The sequence below is a fragment of the Achromobacter spanius genome (assembly GCF_003994415.1).
Taxonomy (GTDB): domain Bacteria; phylum Pseudomonadota; class Gammaproteobacteria; order Burkholderiales; family Burkholderiaceae_B; genus Achromobacter; species Achromobacter spanius_C.
The window spans coordinates 5635005-5652735 of sequence record NZ_CP034689.1 but is presented as its reverse complement, the minus strand read 5'-3'; the positions used below and the strand labels follow the sequence as shown (position 1 = coordinate 5652735).

Below are 17731 nucleotides of genomic sequence, written 5' to 3'. Positions count from 1 at the left end.
TGGGTCAACCATGCTTGAACGTTTGAATTCGGAGTCGTTGCCGCGCCTGCCCGCAGACGTGGAAAAGCCCGCCTATGACCGCAGCCGTCTCACGCCCGGCATCGTGCATCTGGGCCTGGGCGCATTTCACCGCGCGCATCAGGCGGTGATGACGGACCTGGCCATCGAGGCCAGCGGCGACCTTAGTTGGGGCATTCTGGGCGTGTCGCTGCGCAGCCGCGCCACGCGTGACGCGCTGACGCCACAAGACGGCCTGTACACGCTGGCCTTGCGCGAGGGCAGAACCGATGGGCAAACCCACGAACAGCTTCGCGTTGTGGGATCCGTTCTGCGCGTGATGGTGGCCGAGGAAGATCCCAACGCGGTACTTGAGCGCATTGCGTATCCGCAGACCCGCATCGTCAGCCTGACGGTGACCGAAAAGGGTTACAGCCACGAGCCGGCCACGGGCTATTTGCGCTGGGATGACCCGGACATTCTTCATGACATTGAAAGCCCGCAGCGCCCGCGCAGCACCATCGGCATCCTGGTCTACGGGTTGGCGCTGCGCCGCGAGCGCGGTTTGCCGCCCGTCACGCTGTTGTCTTGCGACAACCTGCTGGGCAACGGTGACATGCTGCGCAGCCTGGTGCTGGCCTTTGCCCTGCGCGTGGACGTGGCGTTGACCGCGTGGATTGATACGCACTGCACCTTTCCCAATTCCATGGTGGACCGCATCGTGCCCGGCACTGACGACGGCGACCGCGCGCGCATCGCCACGCGACTGGGCGTGCAAGATGCCTGGCCCGTGGTGGGCGAACCCTATCTGAACTGGGTGATCGAAGATAAATTCGCCGCCGGCCGCCCCGCATGGGAGACGCATGGCGGCGCCACCTTCGTGCGCAATGCCGAACCCTATGAACGCCTGAAACTGCGCATGGTGAACGGGCCGCACGCCACCCTTGCCTATCTGGGCACGCTGCTGGGGCACCGGACCATCAGCGAGTCGGTGCAGACGCCGGCCTTGCGGGATTTTGTCGACGCCATGATGCGGCTGGAAATCGCGCCCACCTTGAAGGGCATCCCGGCCAGCGGGCTGGAGGAATATCGCCACCGCTTCCTGGCCCGCATCGCCAACCCGGCTTTGCCGCATCCGTCCGCGCAAGTGGCCATGGATGGCTCGCAGAAAGTGCCGCAACGCCTGCTTGAGACCATACGCGACCGCCTGCGCACGGGGGACGACTTCAACCGTTTGGCGCTGGCCGTGGCGGCGTGGCTGCACTATCTGCGCGGCGAAGACGAGCAGGGCGCGCGCTACGCCATCGAAGACCCGATGGCGGCGCGGCTGGCCAAGCTGCTGTCGCGTGCCGAGGTGGCCGCGCGGGCGTCGGCCCCGTCGCAAGCAGCGCACCGCCGCGCCATGGTGCTGGCAGGCTTCAAACCCGTGTTTGGCGACCTGGGCAAAAAGCCCGACTTCGTCACCGCGTTGGCGACGCATCTGGAAAACCTGCGCGAGCACGGTGTCATGGCCGCAGTGAAGGCGGCAACTTAGGGCAGCAAATCCAGGCAGCAGATCAAGGCTGCAACGCAAGGGTCGCGAACCCAGAACCAGGGAGGGCATGGCATGCCTGCGGATAGCCGAGTGGACGCCGTTGAATGGGAGCGCTGGGCCATTGCCTGCCTGCGCGCGCAAGACTTCAATCAGGACGATGCGCGCAGCCTTGCGGCCAGCCTGGCCCAAACCAGTTTGTGGGGCATCGATTCGCACGGCATTGCGCGGCTGCCGCACTACTTGAACCGCGTGGCGCATGGCTCCATCCTGGCGCGTCCGGTCATCCGCATGGAACGTACCGGGCCGGGCACGGCGCAATTGCACGGCGGGCAGGGGCAGGGCATTGTGGTGGCGCACCGCGCCAACGCGCTGGCGATGGACCTGGCGCGCGAAGCCGGCATTGCGGCCGTCGGTGTCAGCGATTCGTCGCACTGCGGCGCGGTGGGCCTGTATAGCCGCGCGGCCGCCCGGCAAGGCTTGATCGGCATTGCCTTCACGCATTCGGATGCCATCGCCGCGCCCCATGGCGGCCAGCATGCCTTCTTCGGCACCAACCCCATTTCGATAGCGTTTCCGCGCGCGGACGGCGAGCCGCTGTGCCTGGACATGGCCACCACCGCCATCCCGTGGAACCGCGTGATGAACGCCCGCCGCGACGGTGTCGCCTTGCCGTCGGGTGTGGCGTTGGACGCCCAGGGCCGTGATTGCACGGACGCCGAACAGGCGCGCGCCTTGCGGCCCTTGGGCGGCGAAACGTATGGCTACAAGGGCTACGGGCTGGCCATGATGATTGAACTGCTGTGCGGCCCCTTGAACGGCAACCCCTTCGGGCCGCACATTTCACCGATGTACGACGCGCTTGAGCGCCCACGGGAATTGGGCGCGTTCTTTATCGTGATTGACCCGCAACGCTTTGCGGGCGGCGCCGCGCTGGCGGGCGTGGTGGCGGCGATGACGGTGGAACTGTCGCAAGCGCCTGGTACGCCGCGCATGCCCGGCGACCCCGAAGCCGAGGCCCAGGCCGAGCGCCTGCACGACGGCATTCCCGTGCCCCCCGCCCTGTGGAACGAGATGCAGGCCTGGAGCCAGCGCCTGGGCGTGGCGCTGCCCGCGCGCCGCGCTTAAACGCCCAGGTACTGCAACAGGCGCGGCTCGTCGTCCAGGAAGGCTTGCGACGAGCCCGTCCACGCCACGCGCCCCTTCTCGACAATGGCGTGATGGTCGGCCGTGGCAAGCAGGGGTTCCAGGTTCTTGTCGATGCACAGCACGGCCAGCCCGGTTGCCTTCAGGCTGTCCAGCGCCGCCCAGATTTCTTCACGCACCACTGGCGCCAGGCCTTCGGTGGCTTCATCCAGAATCAGCAGGCGCGGGTTGGTCAGCAGCGCCCGCCCGATCGCCAGCATCTGCTGTTCACCGCCCGACAGATGGCTGCCCAGATGCCGCGCGCGTTCGGACAGGCGCGGAAACAGCGCATACACGCGGTCCAGCGTCCATGGTTCCGACAAACCCTGGCGGTTGTGCGCGGTGGCCACCAGGTTTTCACGGACCGACAGGTTGGGGAATATGTGCCGGCCTTCCGGCACCAGCCCGATGCCGCATTGCGCCACCTTGTACGACGGCAGCCGGCTGATGTCCCGACCATCGAAGACGATGCTGCCTTGCGTGGCGCGCGCCAGCCCCATCACTGTCTTGACGGTGGTGGACTTGCCCATGCCGTTGCGGCCCAGCAAGGTCACGAATTGGCCCGGCCCGATATCCAGGTCGATGCCGAACAACGCCTGGCTGGCGCCATAGTGCGCGGTCACGCCACGCAGCGATAGCAGCGCGCTCATGCGGCTTCCCCTTGTTTTGCTTCGGCCTGGTCAACTTGCCCCTGCTTGCCGCGCGCGCTGGCGCGTTCGCTGCCCAGGTAGCATTCGCGCACCTGTGGGTTGTTGCGGATCTGGTCCGCCGTGCCGCAGGCCAGCGCGCTGCCATACACCAGCACCGTAATGCGGTCGGACAGCGCAAACACGGCCTGCATGTCGTGTTCCACCAGCAAGATCGTGTAGCGACCCCGCAGTTGCAAGAGCAGGCGCGTCATGGCCTCGGATTCATGCTGGCTCATGCCCGCCATGGGCTCGTCCAGCAACAGCAGCGACGGCTGGCAAGCCAGCACCATGGCCAGTTCCAACTGCCGTAGTTCGCCGTGCGCGAGTTCGCCCGCGGGCGTATCGGCGCGGGCGGACAAGCCGGTCAACGCCAGCGCGTCTTGGGCCGGGTCGGTCAGGGCGGCGGTCGACAGTACGGGCGTCCAGAACCGGAAGCTGTGGCCGCGCCGCGCCTGCACCGCCATCACCACGTTTTCCAGGGCGGTGAAGGGTTTGAAGACAGAGGTGATTTGGTACGAGCGCGCCAGCCCGTGGCGCACGCGCGTGTTCACGGGCATGCGGGTAATGTCGCGGCCATTCAGCAGCACGCGTCCGCTGTCGGGCCGCAGTTCGCCGCTAAGCTGGCCGATCAGCGTGGTCTTGCCCGCCCCGTTCGGCCCGATCACGGCGTGCAGTTCGCCCGCGTGCACGTCCAGCGACAAGTCATCGGTAACTGTCAGGCCGCCATAGCGTTTCACCAGGTTCTCAACACGCAGCGCGGTCATGGCGCTTCTCCTAGCGTGTTTCCCAGCGCTTTTTCCCGCGCCTTTTTTTCAGCGCTTTCCATCACCTTTTCCTGCGCCTTGTCGGATGCTTGGCGCGGCGCCGCTTTGTGCCCGCGCCAGGGCGTGTCGCGCAAGCTGCCGTACACCCCGCGCCGCGACACCAGCACCACGCCCACGATCAGCAAGCCCATGATCAGCATCCAGTGCCCGGTCAGCAGCTTCAACCCTTCTTCCAGCAACAAGAACGCCAGCGCGCCGGCCACGGGGCCGAACAATGTGCCGATGCCGCCGAACACCACCATCACGATCAGTTCGCCCGATGTGGTCCAGGCCAGGTAGGACGGCGACACATACATGGTCAGGTTCGCCAGCAGCACGCCGGCCACGCCGCAAATCATGGCCGATATCACATAGGCCGCAAGCCGGTAGCGCAAGGTGGGAAAACCCAGCGCGCGCATGCGGCGTTCGTTCGCCTGGCAGCCACGCAACGCCATGCCAAAGGGCGCATGGATCAGCCGATGCATCAGGCCCAGCACCGCTAGCAACACGCCGAAGGCCGTGTAGTAGAGCGCCAGCGGCGTATCCAGCCGGAACGCGCCGAAGTCGCTGCCGGCAAACAGCGACATGCCATCGTCGCCGCCAAAACCGTCCAGCCCAGTCGCCAGAAAATAGAACATCTGCGCAAACGCCAGCGTGATCATGATGAAGGCGATGCCGGACGTGCGCATCACCACGTAGCCGCTGACCAGGCCCACCACGGCGCAGGCAGCCAGTGCCCCGGCCAGATGCAGCCAGCCGCTTTCGATGCCGTAGTGCGACATCACGCCCACGGCATACGCGCCCAGCCCCAGGTACAGCGCATGGCCAAAACTGACCATGCCACCAAAGCCCAGCAGCAGATTCAAGGCCAGCGCGGCCACGCCGTAAACCAGCACGCGGCCAAACAGCGCCAACAGAAAAGGTTCGCCTTGCCAGTGGGCGTACACCGGCACCAAGGCCAGCAACAGCAGCAGGGCGGCGGCCACCAGAAAGCGCGGAGACATGTGCATGTGGTTCCCCCTCATCCGTGCTTGACGTGAAACAGGCCCTGCGGCCGCATCGCCAGCACCAGCGCCATCACGATGTAGATCAACATGGAAGCAATCGCCGGGCCGGCCGCGTTGGCGGCGGCGGGCGGCAAGGCCGCGCGCAGCAGCGTGGGCAGCAGCGCGCGGCCCAGCGTGTCGATCAGCCCGACCATCAGCGCGGCCAGAAACGCCCCGCGCACCGAGCCGATACCGCCGATGACGATCACCACCAGCGTCAGGATCAGGATGGGTTCGCCCATGCCGGTCTGCGCCGACAGGATGGGGCCGGCCATCAGCCCCGCCAGGCCCGCCAGCACCGCGCCCAGCACGAACAGCAAGGTGTTCAGCCGCGCGATGTTCACGCCCAGCGCGCCCACCATCATGCGGTCGCTGGACCCCGCCCGTATCAGCATGCCCAGCCGCGTGCGGTGGATCAGCACATAGCAGCCGGCCGCCACCAGCAGGCCCACCACGATGATCAGAAAGCGGTACAGCGGATACGTCACGCCCAGGATGTCGATGGTGCCTGACAGCCACGACGGCAGCCCCATGCTGATCGGCGCGGGCCCCCAGATGATGCGCGTCAGTTCGTTGAAGAACAGAATGAAGCCAAAGGTGGCCAGCACCTGGTCCAGGTGGTCGCGCGGGTATAGGCGCGCCAGCGCAATGCGGTCCAGCAGCAGGCCCAAGGCCGCCATGCCCGCGATGACCGCGGCGCCCGCCAGCAGGAACGAACCCGTGTGGCGGAACACGGTGGCCGCGATGAACGCGCCCATCATGTACAGCGACCCGTGCGCCAGGTTGATGAAGTTCATGATGCCGAACACCAGCGTCAGCCCGGCAGCCAAGAGGAACAGCAGTATGCCTAGCTGCAAGCCGTTCAAGGCCTGCACCAGCAGCAGTGTCATGGACATGGGAATCCCCTTGCGCAAGCGGCCAGAACGGCCACCTGCTTTACTTCATGACGCATTGGTCGGCGTACTGGTCGGACACTTTGGACAGGTCCGGAAAGATAGGGCCTTTGTTCACAAACGCCACCTTGCCGTTCGCGCTCGCCTGGACGTCCGCGCGGAAGAATCCGGCCACCGGGAAGTGGTTGGGCTGGTAGCGGAATTCACCGCGCACGGAGGCAAAGTCGGCGGCTTCCAGCGCTTTGCGCAGCGCGTCCTTGTCGTCAACCTTGCCGCCCGTTTTCTTCAAGGCCGAGCCAATCAATTGGGCCGCGTCAAACGATTGCGCGGCGTAGCTGGACGGTTCGCGGCCGTACTTCTGCCGAAACGCGGCGGCAAACGCCTTGTTGGCGGCGTTGTCCAGGTCGGGCGAATACGGCACGTTGGTCACCGCGCCCAGCGCGTCTTGCTGCAAGGCGGGCAGCGTGGCGCCGTCGATGGTGTCCACCGACAACAGCGGAATCTTGCCGAACAGCCCCGCCTGGCGGTACTGCTTGATGAAGTTCACGCCCATGCCGCCGGGAAAGAACACGTAGGCGGCGTCGGGTTTGGCATCCGCCAGCGCCGCCAGTTCCACCGAGTAGTCGGGCTGGTTGACCTGCGTGAACACTTCGTTGGCGATCTCGCCCTTGTAGAAGCGCTTGAAGCCGGCCATGGCGTCTTTCCCGGCCTGGTAGTTGGGGGCAAGCAGGTAGACCTTCTTGAAGCCCATCTGGTTGGCCATTTCGCCGCTGCCCTCGTGGCGCTGGGTATTGTTCCAGGACGTGGAAAAGAAATACGGCGAACAGTCCTTGCCGGCCAGGTTGGTCGGCCCCGCGTTGGACCCCACCAGGAACACGCCGGCGGTGGTCACCGGCCGCACCACGGCCAGCATCACGTTGGAATACACCACGCCGGTAATGATCGGCACCTTGTCGCTTTGCACCAGCTTGCGCGCGGCCTGCACGCCCACCTCGGGCTTGAACTGATCGTCTTCCTTGATGACCTGCACCGGCACTCCGCCCAGCTTGCCGCCGCCTTGCTCCACGGCCAGCATGAAGCCGTCCAGTTGGTCTTGCCCCAGGACGGAGCCCGGGCCGGTCAAGGTGGTCAGCAGGCCGATCTTCACGTCGGCCATGGCGGCGGCGGGGAGGGTCAGGCCCAGGCTAAGGCCCAGTCCCAGGACCGCGGTGGCGGTCAGCGTGATGGTGCGTTTCATGGTGTTTTCCCTTGAGTTGCCGTGTGTCACGGTCGTGGTGTTTTGCTATAGCTGGCGAAGTGCGGCTGATGAACTACGGCGTCAGGCCAAAGAACGTCATCGTGTTGCGGAACAGAATCTTTTGCTGCACGTCCGGCACCAGCTCGGCGTGCGCCACCAGGCGGCCCACCTCCTGCTCGCCCAGGGGGTAGGGGTAGTCGGAGCCCAGCAACACGCGGTCTTCACCCATGACGTCGATCAACAGTCGCAGCGAGCGCGCGTCGAACACGGCGCTGTCCGTGTAAAAGCGGTCGGTGTACGACGAAGGCAATTGCGGGCAGTCTTCCTGGATGATGTCGCGATGGCGCCAGGCGTTGTCCACGCGCCCCAGCAGGTAGGCAAAGCTGCCGCCGCCATGCGCGAAGCACAGCTTCAGGCTGCGCGGAATGCGTTCAAACGCGCCCGACAGGATCAGCGACAGAATCCCAAGCTGCGTTTCAGCAGGCATGGCCACCAGCCACGGCAGCATCCATTTCTTCATGCGGCCGTCGGTCATCATGTCCCAGGGGTGCACCAGCACGGGGATGTCGTTATTGGCGCAGTGAATCAGAAACTGCACCAGCAATTCGTCGTCCAGATCGCGGGGGCCGACGTGGTTGCCGATCTGCACGCCCAGATGGCCGGCGGCTCGTGCTCGCGACGCTTCCTTGCAGGCCAGGTCCAGGTCTTGCAGCGGCACCTGGGCCAACGCCTTCAAGCGCGACGGTGCGTGGGCGCAATGCTCCAGGGCCAGGTCGTTCATGCGGGCGGCCCAATCGGCCGCGGCCTGGGCGGGGTAGGTGTAGCCGAACATGATGGGCGTGGCGCACAGGATCTGCACGTCCACGCCGTGGCGGTCCATCTGCGCAATGCGCAGCGCCGGGTCCCACAAGGTGGCGTCCACCGGGCGGAACTCGCGGTCGCCCGCCATGATCTGGCCGGTGGCGCCGTCGGCATCCGGACGCAGCCAGGGCGCGTTGACCGGGTCCAGCGCCGCCGCTTCCTGCCGCGTGATCGGCGGAAAGAAGTGGGCGTGCATGTCGATTTTTTGAATCATGGGGGCTTTGCAATAGAGAGGATGCTAGAGGCGGGTTTGGCCTGCTATTTGGCTTGCTGCGCGGCTGGCTATGTGGCCTGCTGCGTCGTCTGCTGTGTCGGCGCGTGGCCTTTGCCGGGATGCATCTGGCCGCAGCCGGGGCAGGTGCGCTTGTCCGGGCTGTCGTAGAACGCCTGGAACAGCGGCGGCAGGTCGGTCACGATGCTTTTCAATTGCACTTCCACGCGATGCACCAAGTGGCCGCAGTGCGGGCAATACCATTCGAATCCATCGACCAAGCCCACCGGGCGCTGGCGTTCGATGACCAGACAGGCGCTGTCCGCTTCGGGGCGTTGCGGCGAATGGCGCACGTGCGGCGGCAAGAGAAAGATGTCGCCTTCCTTAAGGTCGACACGTTCGGCCTTGCCGTCCACCCACAAGGACAACCAGGCGTTGCCGCGAAACTGGTAGAAGAATTCTTCCAGCGGGTCGTCGTGATAGTCGGTGCGGTGGTTCGGGCCACCGACCACCGTGACGATGAAGTCGGCGTCTTGCCAGATCTGCTGATTGCCGACCGGCGGCTTGAGCAGGTGGGCGTGGTCGTCGATCCAGCGCTGGAAATTCAACGGCGGGCCGTAGGCGGGCATGAAGATCTCCGGAAGGCGAGTTTGATGCAGTCTAGGCGGCGAGTGCGCCGGGGGAATAATAGAAATTGCGCGCTTGGGTATGCGGCTTATCTATCGCGGGGTTTCCCGTAGAGGGCGCGCGGCAGGCCGAGGCACGGTTTCAGCATCGATGCACGGCGCGCTTTCAGCATCATTGCGCTACGCGCTTTCAGCATCGTCGCGCGGCGCGCGTGGGTTCAGTCGCGCTGCGCCGCGATGGCTTTCAGATATTCCACCAGCCGTTGGCAGGCGGGCGTCATCGGGCGATCGGCGCGGATGGAATAGCCCACGTCGCCAAAATCCCCGAACACGCTAGTGGGCAGCCGCGCCAACAAACCCATGGACAAAAACTGCGCCGCTGCGTCATAGGGAATCAGCGCCAGCGCCTCGCTGTGCATCAGGATGCCGATATTGGTCAGCAGCGACAGCGATTCCACGTGGCGGGCGGGCAAGCGCAAGCCCGCGTCAAAGAAGGTGCGCTCCACGGACGCGCGCAACGGCGAGGTGGGCGCGGGCAGGATCCAGATGTGATCGGCCAGATCCGCCAAGGCGATGTCTTGCGCGCCGGCCAGCGGATGCTGCGCACCCACCACCAGGCACAGCGCTTCGCGGTAGAGCTTGTGGTGGTCCACCGCCACGCCGGAAATCGACGCCATGTCGGCGCCGGGCAGGCGGCCCACCACGATGTCCACGTCGCCCGTGGCCAGTGCCGGCAATAGTTGCGCGGACGGCCCTTCGCGCACGGTGACCTGGATGCCGGGGTGGTCGGTCATCAAACCTGCAATGGCTTCGGGCAGCAGCTTGGCCGATGCGGCAATCAGCGTGCCCACCACCACATGACCGCTGGCGCCGCCCAGCACCGCGTCGATGTCATCCGCCATGTAGCGCACTTCGGCCAACATGGCGTGAACGCGGTGCCCCAACACTAAAGCTAGCTCGGTGGGCGTGACGCCTCGGTTCGACCGTTCGAACAAGGTCGCGCCGAAGAAGGCCTCCAGGTCATGGATGGCCTTGGTAACGGTGGGTTGGGTCAGGTGCAGTTCACTGGCCGCGCGCGACAGCGACCGGCGCGCCAGCACGCGTTCAAAAATCTGCAATTGATGCAGCTTCAGCTTGTGGCTGAGCGCGTTGGGCGTGATGCGGAAGTTCGACATGCTTGGTGGCGCCCGCCTTGGTTCGAATCAGCAAGTGCGGGTGCGGCAACGGATGCACCGCTGCGGGTGCGCGGGCGGGGCCATCAGCGTCGAAGAACTCGCGGTAGACGCGATTGTATCTAGAGCGGCCTAGGCTTGTGGGGGTGCTGCTGGGGCCGGGTCCGACTCGCCAGGCTTTGCGGCATCGCCGAATCGCAGCGCGAACTGCCGCGTGAACACCGCGCCAAAGAAAAAGATCTGCGCGGAATAGTAGATCCACAGCAGCAGGGCAATCAGCGAGCCCGCCGCGCCATAGGCCGATACCGCCGCGCCCCGGCTCAAATACAGGCCGATGCCCCACTTGCCCACCAGGAACAGCGCGGCCGTCACGATGGCGCCGGGTATCACGTCCGGCCAGGAAATCTTGGCGCTGGGCAGCAGCTTGAAGATCACGGCAAACAGCGCCACCACCACCGAAAAAGAAAACAGCGTCGACACCCAGTCCAGCACTGTCGCGAAGGTGGAGGCCATCCACAGGTCGCCATACAATTTTCTTGCGGCGCCCAGCACCGCATTCACGGTCAGCGACACCAGCAGGAACAGCGCCAGCACCAGCACCAGACCAAACGACAGCATGCGGCTGCGCACCATGCCATGGATGCCGCCTTTCTGGTTGGCGGAGACGTCCCACAAATCGTCCAGGCTGGCTTTCAGTTCGGCAAACGCCGTGGTGGCGCTGAAGATCAACACAAAAATCGAAATCAGCGCGGCAATCCACCCGCCGCCCGATTCATGGGCGCTGGCCAATACCGTCTGAATCACTTCCGCGCCGCGCTCTCCGGTCAAGTCGCGCATTTGCAGGAACAGTTCGGAACGCACCGCGTCTTCGCCATAGAACGCGCCCGCCACCGCGATCACCAGGATCAGCATCGGCGCCAGTGAAAACACCATGTAAAGCGCCAGCGCGGCGCCCTTGCTGGACGCGCGATGGGCCGACCACTGGTTGGCGGAATCCATTAACAGCCCGCCGATCTCGGACGGACGCAGGGCTCGCAGGCTTTGGGGAAGGCGCATGGGCTGGGCGGCGTGAGGCGAAGAAGCCTTCATTGTAGGGACGCATGTGCCCTGGGGAAACCGTGAGTTTGTGCGCAAACGTGTGCGCGCGGGGGCGGGTAGACGCTCCCTGGTCACAACAGGCAAAACACTGCGGCCGCCACGCTGTGCACGTTGGCGGCCGACAAAAAAGAAAAACCCCCGGGGCGAAGGTCCGAGGGTTTTTCAGATACTGCATTCCCCGGCTTTGACGCCGGGGAGGCCGTGCAAGGAAAGCGGGACTTAGAAGTCCATGCCGCCCATGCCGCCCATGCCACCCGGCATGGCCGGAGCAGCGGGCTTGTCTTCGGCCAGTTCGACCACGGCGGCTTCAGCCGTCAGCAGCAGGCTGGCAACCGAGGCAGCGTTTTGCAGGGCGGTACGGGTCACCTTGGTGGGATCCAGAACGCCTTGCTCAACCAGGTCGGTGTACTCGCCAGTTGCGGCGTTGTAGCCGTAGTTGCCCTTGCCGTTCAGCACGTTGCTGACCACGACGCTGGCTTCTTCGCCGGCGTTCGTGACGATGGTGCGCAGCGGCTCTTCCACAGCACGCAGGATCAGCTTGATACCGGCGTTCTGGTCAGGCGTGTCGCCCTTCAGTTCAGCAATGGCTTGCTTGGCGCGCAGCAGTGCAACACCGCCGCCAGCCACAACGCCTTCTTCCACTGCGGCGCGGGTAGCGTGCAGGGCGTCTTCGACGCGAGCCTTCTTTTCCTTCATTTCGACTTCGGTGGCAGCGCCAACGCGAATCACGGCAACGCCGCCGGCCAGCTTGGCCACGCGTTCTTGCAGCTTTTCACGGTCGTAGTCGGACGTGGCTTCTTCGATCTGGATACGGACTTGCTTGACGCGAGCCTCGATCGACTTGCTGTCGCCAGCGCCGTCGATGATCGTGGTGTTTTCCTTGCCCACTTCGATGCGCTTGGCTTGGCCCAGTTCAGCCAGGCCGGCCTTTTCCAGCGACATGCCGGTTTCTTCGGAGATCACCGTGCCGCCCGTCAGGATGGCGATGTCTTCCAGCATGGCCTTGCGGCGGTCGCCGAAGCCCGGCGCCTTGACGGCGGTGGTCTTCAGGATGCCACGGATGTTGTTCACAACCAGGGTGGCCAGCGCTTCGCCTTCGACGTCTTCGGCGATGATCAGCAGCGGACGGCTCGACTTGGCAACTTGCTCCAGCACGGGCAGCAGGTCACGGATGTTGCTGATCTTCTTGTCGAAAATCAGGACATACGGATCTTCCAGCACGGCAACTTGCTTTTCCGGGCTGTTGATGAAGTAGGGCGACAGGTAGCCGCGGTCGAATTGCATGCCTTCGACGACGTCCAGCTCGTTTTCCAGCGACTTGCCGTCTTCGACGGTGATGACGCCTTCCTTGCCAACCTTGTCCATCGCGTCAGCGATGATCTGGCCGATGGAGGCATCGCTGTTGGCCGAGATGGAACCGACTTGAGCGATTTCCTTGCTGGTCGTGACCGGCTTGGATTGCTTCTTCAGTTCAGCCACGGCGGCGGCGACAGCCTTGTCGATGCCGCGCTTCAGGTCGATCGGGTTGAAACCGGCGGCAACGTACTTCAGGCCTTCCATGACGATGGCTTGAGCCAGCACGGTGGCGGTCGTGGTGCCGTCACCGGCGTTGTCGGAGGTCTTGGAGGCAACGTCCTTGACCAGTTGTGCGCCGATGTTCTCGAACTTGTCCTTCAGTTCGATTTCCTTGGCGACGGACACGCCGTCCTTGGTAACGGTCGGGGCGCCGAATGAGCGCTCCAGCACGACGTTACGGCCCTTGGGGCCCAGGGTGGTCTTAACAGCGTTGGCGAGAACATTCACGCCGCGGACGATACGCACACGGGCGTCGTCACCGAACAATACTTGCTTGGCAGCCATTTCTTAGCTTCCTTCGAAAATTCGTTTGAGGCGGGGTTTACTGAACCACGGCGAGGATTTCGTCCTCGCGGATGACGAGCAATTCTTCGCCATCAACCTTCACGGACTGGCCGGCATACTTGCCGAACAGAACCTTGTCGCCAGCCTTCAGGTCGACCGGCAGGATCTTGCCGTCTTCGGTCTTCTTGCCGGGGCCGACGGCCACGACTTCGCCTTGATCAGGCTTTTCAGCGGCGCTGTCGGGGATGACGATGCCCGAGGCAGTCTTGCGCTCGTTTTCGAGGCGTTTGACGATCACGCGATCGCCCAGGGGACGCAAGGCCATGAGGAACTCCTGTTTACTTGAATGAAAGTGAATGATCGGTTAGCCCCGGGAGGGCTGTTAGCACTCACCGGTGTCGAGTGCTAATTATAGGGATGATGTTCCAGGGTTCAAGGGGGGGAAGGGCGGCTGTTACATATTTGAGGGGTGGCCCGATTGTTGTCGAATTTCATTGAGTTTGGAATTTCTGTCATTGAGTTTGGAACTCTTTGTGCCTTAAGAACCAACACCGCGGCGCATTTGCGCGGAAGCCTCGTATTCATGGGTGGCACACCACGCCCCCGAAACGGGAATGGATAGGGGCAGGGTCTTGGCAGACCAAACGACTCTGAGGCGGGAGAGGTTAAATCTTGCTAAACGGCGGATGGCCGGCGAGCGACCGCTCGCCGGCAGGTAGAACTCATTCCCTCAAGGGAAAGGAACGGATTTGCGCAACCGAACGCGTGCTAAGCCGGGCCTACCGAAATCCGCCGCTAACCTAGTTGCCAAGTCTAACCAAGTTGGTTATGGTGAGCATATGGAGGGCCCCCCGCAGCAGGCTGACCGTGGTCAAGCCTTCGTGCCGGCAGGCAAAGTCCGTGCAACCCATTCGGCCAAAGAGGGCGCTACTGCGTTGGGCTTGGAACTTTCCGACATGCTGGCCGTGGCGATGGCACTCGCGCGGCCGACTTCTACAAGAGCATGACCACCCACGTTGATCACACGATATGACAGGACGTGTACCGCCACAGCACGCAGGCGACGACGTGTACCTGAAACTGACGGTTATTGATGACGTGCTGATCGTGTCCTTCAAAAAGCTTTGAACATGAAATGTCCTGTTTGCGGCACGGCGGAACTGATCCATGACACCCGCGACCTGCCCTACACCTACAAGGGCGAAACTACTGTGATCCCTGCTGTGACGGCTGACTTTTGCCCCGCGTGTGATGAATCCATCACTGATATGGCCGAAACTGAGCGCGTCATGCGCGGAATGCAGGCGTTCAACAAGCATGTGAACGCGGCCATTGTTGATCCTGGCTTCATCGTTAGCGTGCGAAAGAAGCTCGGTCTCGGGCAACGCGAGGCAGCCGAAATCTTCGGCGGCGGCATCAATGCGTTCTCGCGCTACGAAAACGGCAAGACCAAGCCGCCGCTGGCCTTGGTCAAGCTGTTTAAGCTGCTGGATCGTCACCCCGAGCTGCTCAATGAGGTCAAGACGGCCTGACCTTCTCGAAATTCGCCTTTCTGCGCTTCGCCAAGCAAGAGAAGTTTTCGAGAACCGCCCGCCTACATCGGCGCTTCGCTTTTTTGCCTCAAGAGCCAACACAGCTGCATTGGGGCGTGGAAGCCTGGAGGGGTCAACCCTTTCCTGCAAGGAAAAAGGAATCCGGGCTGCGGCACTTTGCCGAGGAAAGAAAAAATTGAGAGAAGCCCGAGAAAGGCGGTTGCGCTCGCCAAGGCTCCAGCAGACGTGCAAATCAAGCATCAAGCAGCGTTGATTGCACTGGAACAGCGCGCTATAGAGCTCGGCCAGAAGCTCGAGTTCATCGAACAATGTCTCGCCAGCACTGCTCACCGCGAGAAACCTCAATAGCTGGCTGAAATCTATACTGCTCGACACAAAATCTGGCTGCTTTGGATTGATATTGAGCGACGTATCAACGGCAGCTTCAGGTCGAATAGCGCCCGCTATTGGCCGAGAGCCGTCCTTGTTGACCGGCCGATGACGACCCGAAGCGGCCACTAGCCGGACATGTCGTATTCGCAGGGCGGGCGGGCCCCTAGCATGCGAAGGAGTTAGCACCTCAGACGGGGAGCTGGTCCGCAGCCACATCCGCGCTCTGCGATCATCGGGCATGAGATCGACGCTGCGGTGGTAGGCACCATTCGCGGGATCCGCTTTTGTGCGCTGTGAATTAGTGAGGTTCAGAAAACGTAAAGTTCTTCCGAACCTAAGTGTGGGCTTTTAACGGCTACCGGAGAACGACCTCATATGAGGAAATGGAGGCTCCCTCCAGCGGAGAGGCCCCCCAATTCCCGCCATTACCAACGAGTCGCGACGGTCACATCCGGCTCTGCGCGAGCTAAGCGCAGCGTAAAAGCATACGCCGACCAATATTGCCAAAGCAATTCCGATTCCTAACATGGCGATGCATCCTAATGTTGGTCGATCAGTTCTTACTGAAGGCTGAATAGATCAGCCGAAGAACGTTTAGTTCCGTAAGGAGCGCAGCTCCCACCCTGTCCTATCCAGATAGGCAGGCCACATGTACCGACCGGTATCCCAAAGATGCCGGTCGCACCGAACCGCAGGGTCTAGACCTCATTAATGTCCTGGAGGGGCTGCCCGCTTGCGCGGCTACCGCGTGCGCTAGTCATGGGCGCGCGTTCGTCCCGAGGGCCGCTGCCTGGATAGTGGCAACGTTGTGTCGCATCATGTCGATGTAGCTGGCTGCGGGGCCTGAGGCGTCGGTGAGGGTGCCTGAGTACAACGTACCACCTACAAAACCGCAGCGCGGCCATAGGCCGAGCGACACCGGAACGATTACACGTGCTGGGAATGAGCGATCAAGCTCGGCTTCTTGCGGTAAGTATGTGATCCGGGTGGCTTCGCGGGTTGTGCATTTGCCGTAGATGGGGCGGAGAATGCCTGCGATACCTTTCAGGAGGGTCGACTTTCCTGCCCCGTTTGGGCCAACCATCGCAGTCAGAGACCCGGTTTGTAAGGTTCCATTGACGTGATCGACGACAGGCTTGCCGCTATAACCTAGTGTCAGGTCAAGGAAATCAAGGCAGATGCGGGCCATCAAATGTTCGCCGGTTCTGTGGTCATAGCTAGGTGACAGGCACCAAATATTTGCAATGATATAACATGTTTTATGTTCGCATATGTGATCCCTTTCGCGCCGCGGAGCAGACATCCCTTGCAGTTCGTCAAATCCTGTGGGGGAGGATATAATTCGGCGGTTGGTGCAACGCCCCGCGCGGGCGCGCCTAGTCTGGACCACTACAGCTCGACCATCGCGTCATTGACACTTTTGCCGTTTCATCTACGCCTTATCCGACACGTCATCGCGTTCATCGCGATGATTGTGTTCGTACTCCCGACCACCAGCGCACCGGATCAACTATTCGCTGCGGTTGCTGGCCAGTCGGGCTGGGGCGTCGAAGGCGGACTGCATGGTCACGTGCACGAACATGACGACCCGACATTGACCGCTTCACAAGCGGGAAACCCGGATGCAAAGCACTCGCACGGCCACAACCAGGCCGATCATTCGCACGACGCAACGGGTTTGGTTGCTTCTTCATCAGCGCCGCTCACCTATCGCCAGCGATCATGGCAGACCCGCCGGGTTGGCTTGCCGCTTTCGCACACCCCATTTTTGCTAGACCGTCCACCGAGACCCGTAGTCGCCCTGTAATCGTGCCGCATCAGCGGCCAAACTCATCGACTAATGGATACTCGCATGACCGCTATCGCTCATCGATACGGGCAGACGCTTGCGCGCGCAACACGCGGCCACCTGCTCGTCTCATCCCTACTGCTTTTTTTCGCCCTTTCCCTTCTAAGCGGAGCCGCGTTTGGCCACGCCGTGGCAGAAGGAGATAAGGGGTACATCCAGGAGATTTCAGGCGTTCACCTGATGTCGTTCATCTACCTGGGTGCCAAGCACATGGTCACGGGCTATGACCATATCCTCTTCCTGCTTGGCGTCATCTTCTTCCTGTATCGGCTCAAGCACATTGGCCTTTACGTCAGTCTGTTTGCCCTTGGACACTCCACGACGATGTTGTTGGGCGTGTACTTCAACGTGGGCATCAACAGCTACGTCATTGACGCGATCATTGGGCTATCCGTCGTGTACAAGGCGCTCGACAACATGGGAGCCTTTCAACGATGGTTGGGCTTCCAGCCCAATACGAAGGCAGCCACATTGATATTTGGCTTCTTCCATGGCTTCGGGCTGTCGTCAAAGATCATCGAATACAACATCTCGCCAGACGGGCTGGTGCCAAACCTGCTTGCGTTTAACGTCGGTGTCGAAATCGGCCAATTGCTCGCCCTGTCCGCGATTCTCATCGTCATGGGCTACTGGCGTCGGACCGACAGCTTCTTCCGCCACGCGTACTCTGCCAACGTCGTGATGATGTGTGCTGGATTCGTCCTGATTGGCTACCAACTTACCGGCCTGTTTGTGGCCTGAAATTCAA

The 17731-nt window shown here is 62.8% G+C and carries 17 protein-coding genes and 1 pseudogene; 6 read left to right on the top strand and 12 right to left on the bottom strand.

The window, feature by feature from the left end:
- The first annotated feature begins 10 nt into the window (after positions 1-10).
- A complete protein-coding gene (locus tag ELS24_RS25890; RefSeq protein WP_127185759.1) occupies positions 11-1531 on the top strand; it encodes a mannitol dehydrogenase family protein in 1521 nt (506 codons plus the stop codon).
- A 72-nt stretch (positions 1532-1603) separates the two neighbouring features.
- Entirely contained in the window at positions 1604-2656 is a 1053-nt protein-coding gene (locus ELS24_RS25885; RefSeq protein ID WP_127185758.1) for an Ldh family oxidoreductase, read from the top strand.
- On the opposite strand, the gene ELS24_RS25880 is transcribed toward ELS24_RS25885, so the two are convergent.
- From ELS24_RS25880 to groES, 11 genes are all read right to left on the bottom strand, one after another.
- Positions 2653-3363 carry an ABC transporter ATP-binding protein gene (locus tag ELS24_RS25880; RefSeq protein WP_127185757.1) on the bottom strand — a complete coding sequence of 237 codons (711 nt, stop codon included), beginning with the start codon at positions 3361-3363 and terminating at the stop codon, positions 2653-2655. The two genes, ELS24_RS25885 and ELS24_RS25880, sit on opposite strands and share 4 nt — an antisense overlap.
- Positions 3360-4166 carry an ABC transporter ATP-binding protein gene (locus ELS24_RS25875; RefSeq protein WP_127185756.1) on the bottom strand — a complete coding sequence of 269 codons (807 nt, stop codon included), beginning with the start codon at positions 4164-4166 and terminating at the stop codon, positions 3360-3362. The genes ELS24_RS25880 and ELS24_RS25875 overlap by 4 nt, the downstream gene beginning before the upstream one ends.
- The gene (locus ELS24_RS25870; RefSeq protein WP_240669387.1) at positions 4163-5215 is read right to left on the bottom strand and encodes a branched-chain amino acid ABC transporter permease; all 1053 of its coding nucleotides are present in this window, start codon (positions 5213-5215) and stop codon (positions 4163-4165) included. Before ELS24_RS25870 ends, ELS24_RS25875 begins: the two co-directional genes overlap by 4 nt.
- An 11-nt stretch (positions 5216-5226) precedes the next feature.
- Positions 5227-6147, bottom strand: a complete 921-nt coding sequence (locus ELS24_RS25865; RefSeq protein ID WP_127185755.1) for a branched-chain amino acid ABC transporter permease — start codon at positions 6145-6147, stop codon at positions 5227-5229.
- Positions 6148-6187: 40 nt separating this feature from the next.
- Positions 6188-7381, bottom strand: coding sequence for an ABC transporter substrate-binding protein (locus ELS24_RS25860; RefSeq protein WP_127185754.1), 1194 nt, complete (start codon positions 7379-7381; stop codon positions 6188-6190).
- A 73-nt stretch (positions 7382-7454) separates the two neighbouring features.
- Positions 7455-8456, bottom strand: coding sequence for an amidohydrolase family protein (locus ELS24_RS25855; protein ID WP_127185753.1), 1002 nt, complete (start codon positions 8454-8456; stop codon positions 7455-7457).
- A 68-nt stretch (positions 8457-8524) separates the two neighbouring features.
- Entirely contained in the window at positions 8525-9082 is a 558-nt protein-coding gene (locus ELS24_RS25850; RefSeq protein WP_127185752.1) for a 3-hydroxyanthranilate 3,4-dioxygenase, read from the bottom strand.
- 215 nt (positions 9083-9297) lie between these two features.
- The gene (locus ELS24_RS25845; protein ID WP_050449581.1) at positions 9298-10254 is read right to left on the bottom strand and encodes a LysR substrate-binding domain-containing protein; all 957 of its coding nucleotides are present in this window, start codon (positions 10252-10254) and stop codon (positions 9298-9300) included.
- 129 nt (positions 10255-10383) lie between these two features.
- On the bottom strand, positions 10384-11307 hold the full coding sequence (locus ELS24_RS25835; protein ID WP_127185751.1) for a YihY/virulence factor BrkB family protein: 924 nt from the start codon (positions 11305-11307) through the stop codon (positions 10384-10386).
- A 261-nt stretch (positions 11308-11568) separates the two neighbouring features.
- Positions 11569-13209: a chaperonin GroEL gene (gene groL / locus ELS24_RS25830; protein ID WP_104142010.1), complete on the bottom strand. Its 1641-nt coding sequence runs from the start codon at positions 13207-13209 to the stop codon at positions 11569-11571.
- 37 nt (positions 13210-13246) lie between these two features.
- Positions 13247-13534, bottom strand: coding sequence for a co-chaperone GroES (groES, locus tag ELS24_RS25825; protein WP_006221616.1), 288 nt, complete (start codon positions 13532-13534; stop codon positions 13247-13249).
- A gap of 514 nt (positions 13535-14048) precedes the next feature.
- Here groES and ELS24_RS25820 point away from each other — a divergent pair.
- Together ELS24_RS25820 and ELS24_RS25815 are read left to right on the top strand one after the other, a co-directional pair.
- Positions 14049-14337 (top strand): annotated as a pseudogene (locus ELS24_RS25820) (type II toxin-antitoxin system MqsR family toxin).
- Between the two features lie 2 nt (positions 14338-14339).
- Positions 14340-14741 carry a type II toxin-antitoxin system MqsA family antitoxin gene (locus ELS24_RS25815; RefSeq protein WP_127185750.1) on the top strand — a complete coding sequence of 134 codons (402 nt, stop codon included), beginning with the start codon at positions 14340-14342 and terminating at the stop codon, positions 14739-14741.
- 1150 nt (positions 14742-15891) lie between these two features.
- On the opposite strand, the gene ELS24_RS31800 is transcribed toward ELS24_RS25815, so the two are convergent.
- Positions 15892-16218: an ATP-binding cassette domain-containing protein gene (locus ELS24_RS31800; RefSeq protein WP_428839709.1), complete on the bottom strand. Its 327-nt coding sequence runs from the start codon at positions 16216-16218 to the stop codon at positions 15892-15894.
- 222 nt (positions 16219-16440) lie between these two features.
- Between ELS24_RS31800 and ELS24_RS25800 the strand changes: the two genes are divergently transcribed.
- Together ELS24_RS25800 and ELS24_RS25795 are read left to right on the top strand one after the other, a co-directional pair.
- A complete protein-coding gene (locus ELS24_RS25800; RefSeq protein ID WP_127185748.1) occupies positions 16441-16941 on the top strand; it encodes a hypothetical protein in 501 nt (166 codons plus the stop codon).
- 45 nt (positions 16942-16986) lie between these two features.
- The gene (locus ELS24_RS25795; RefSeq protein WP_081397462.1) at positions 16987-17724 is read left to right on the top strand and encodes a HupE/UreJ family protein; all 738 of its coding nucleotides are present in this window, start codon (positions 16987-16989) and stop codon (positions 17722-17724) included.
- The last annotated feature ends 7 nt before the right edge of the window (positions 17725-17731 follow it).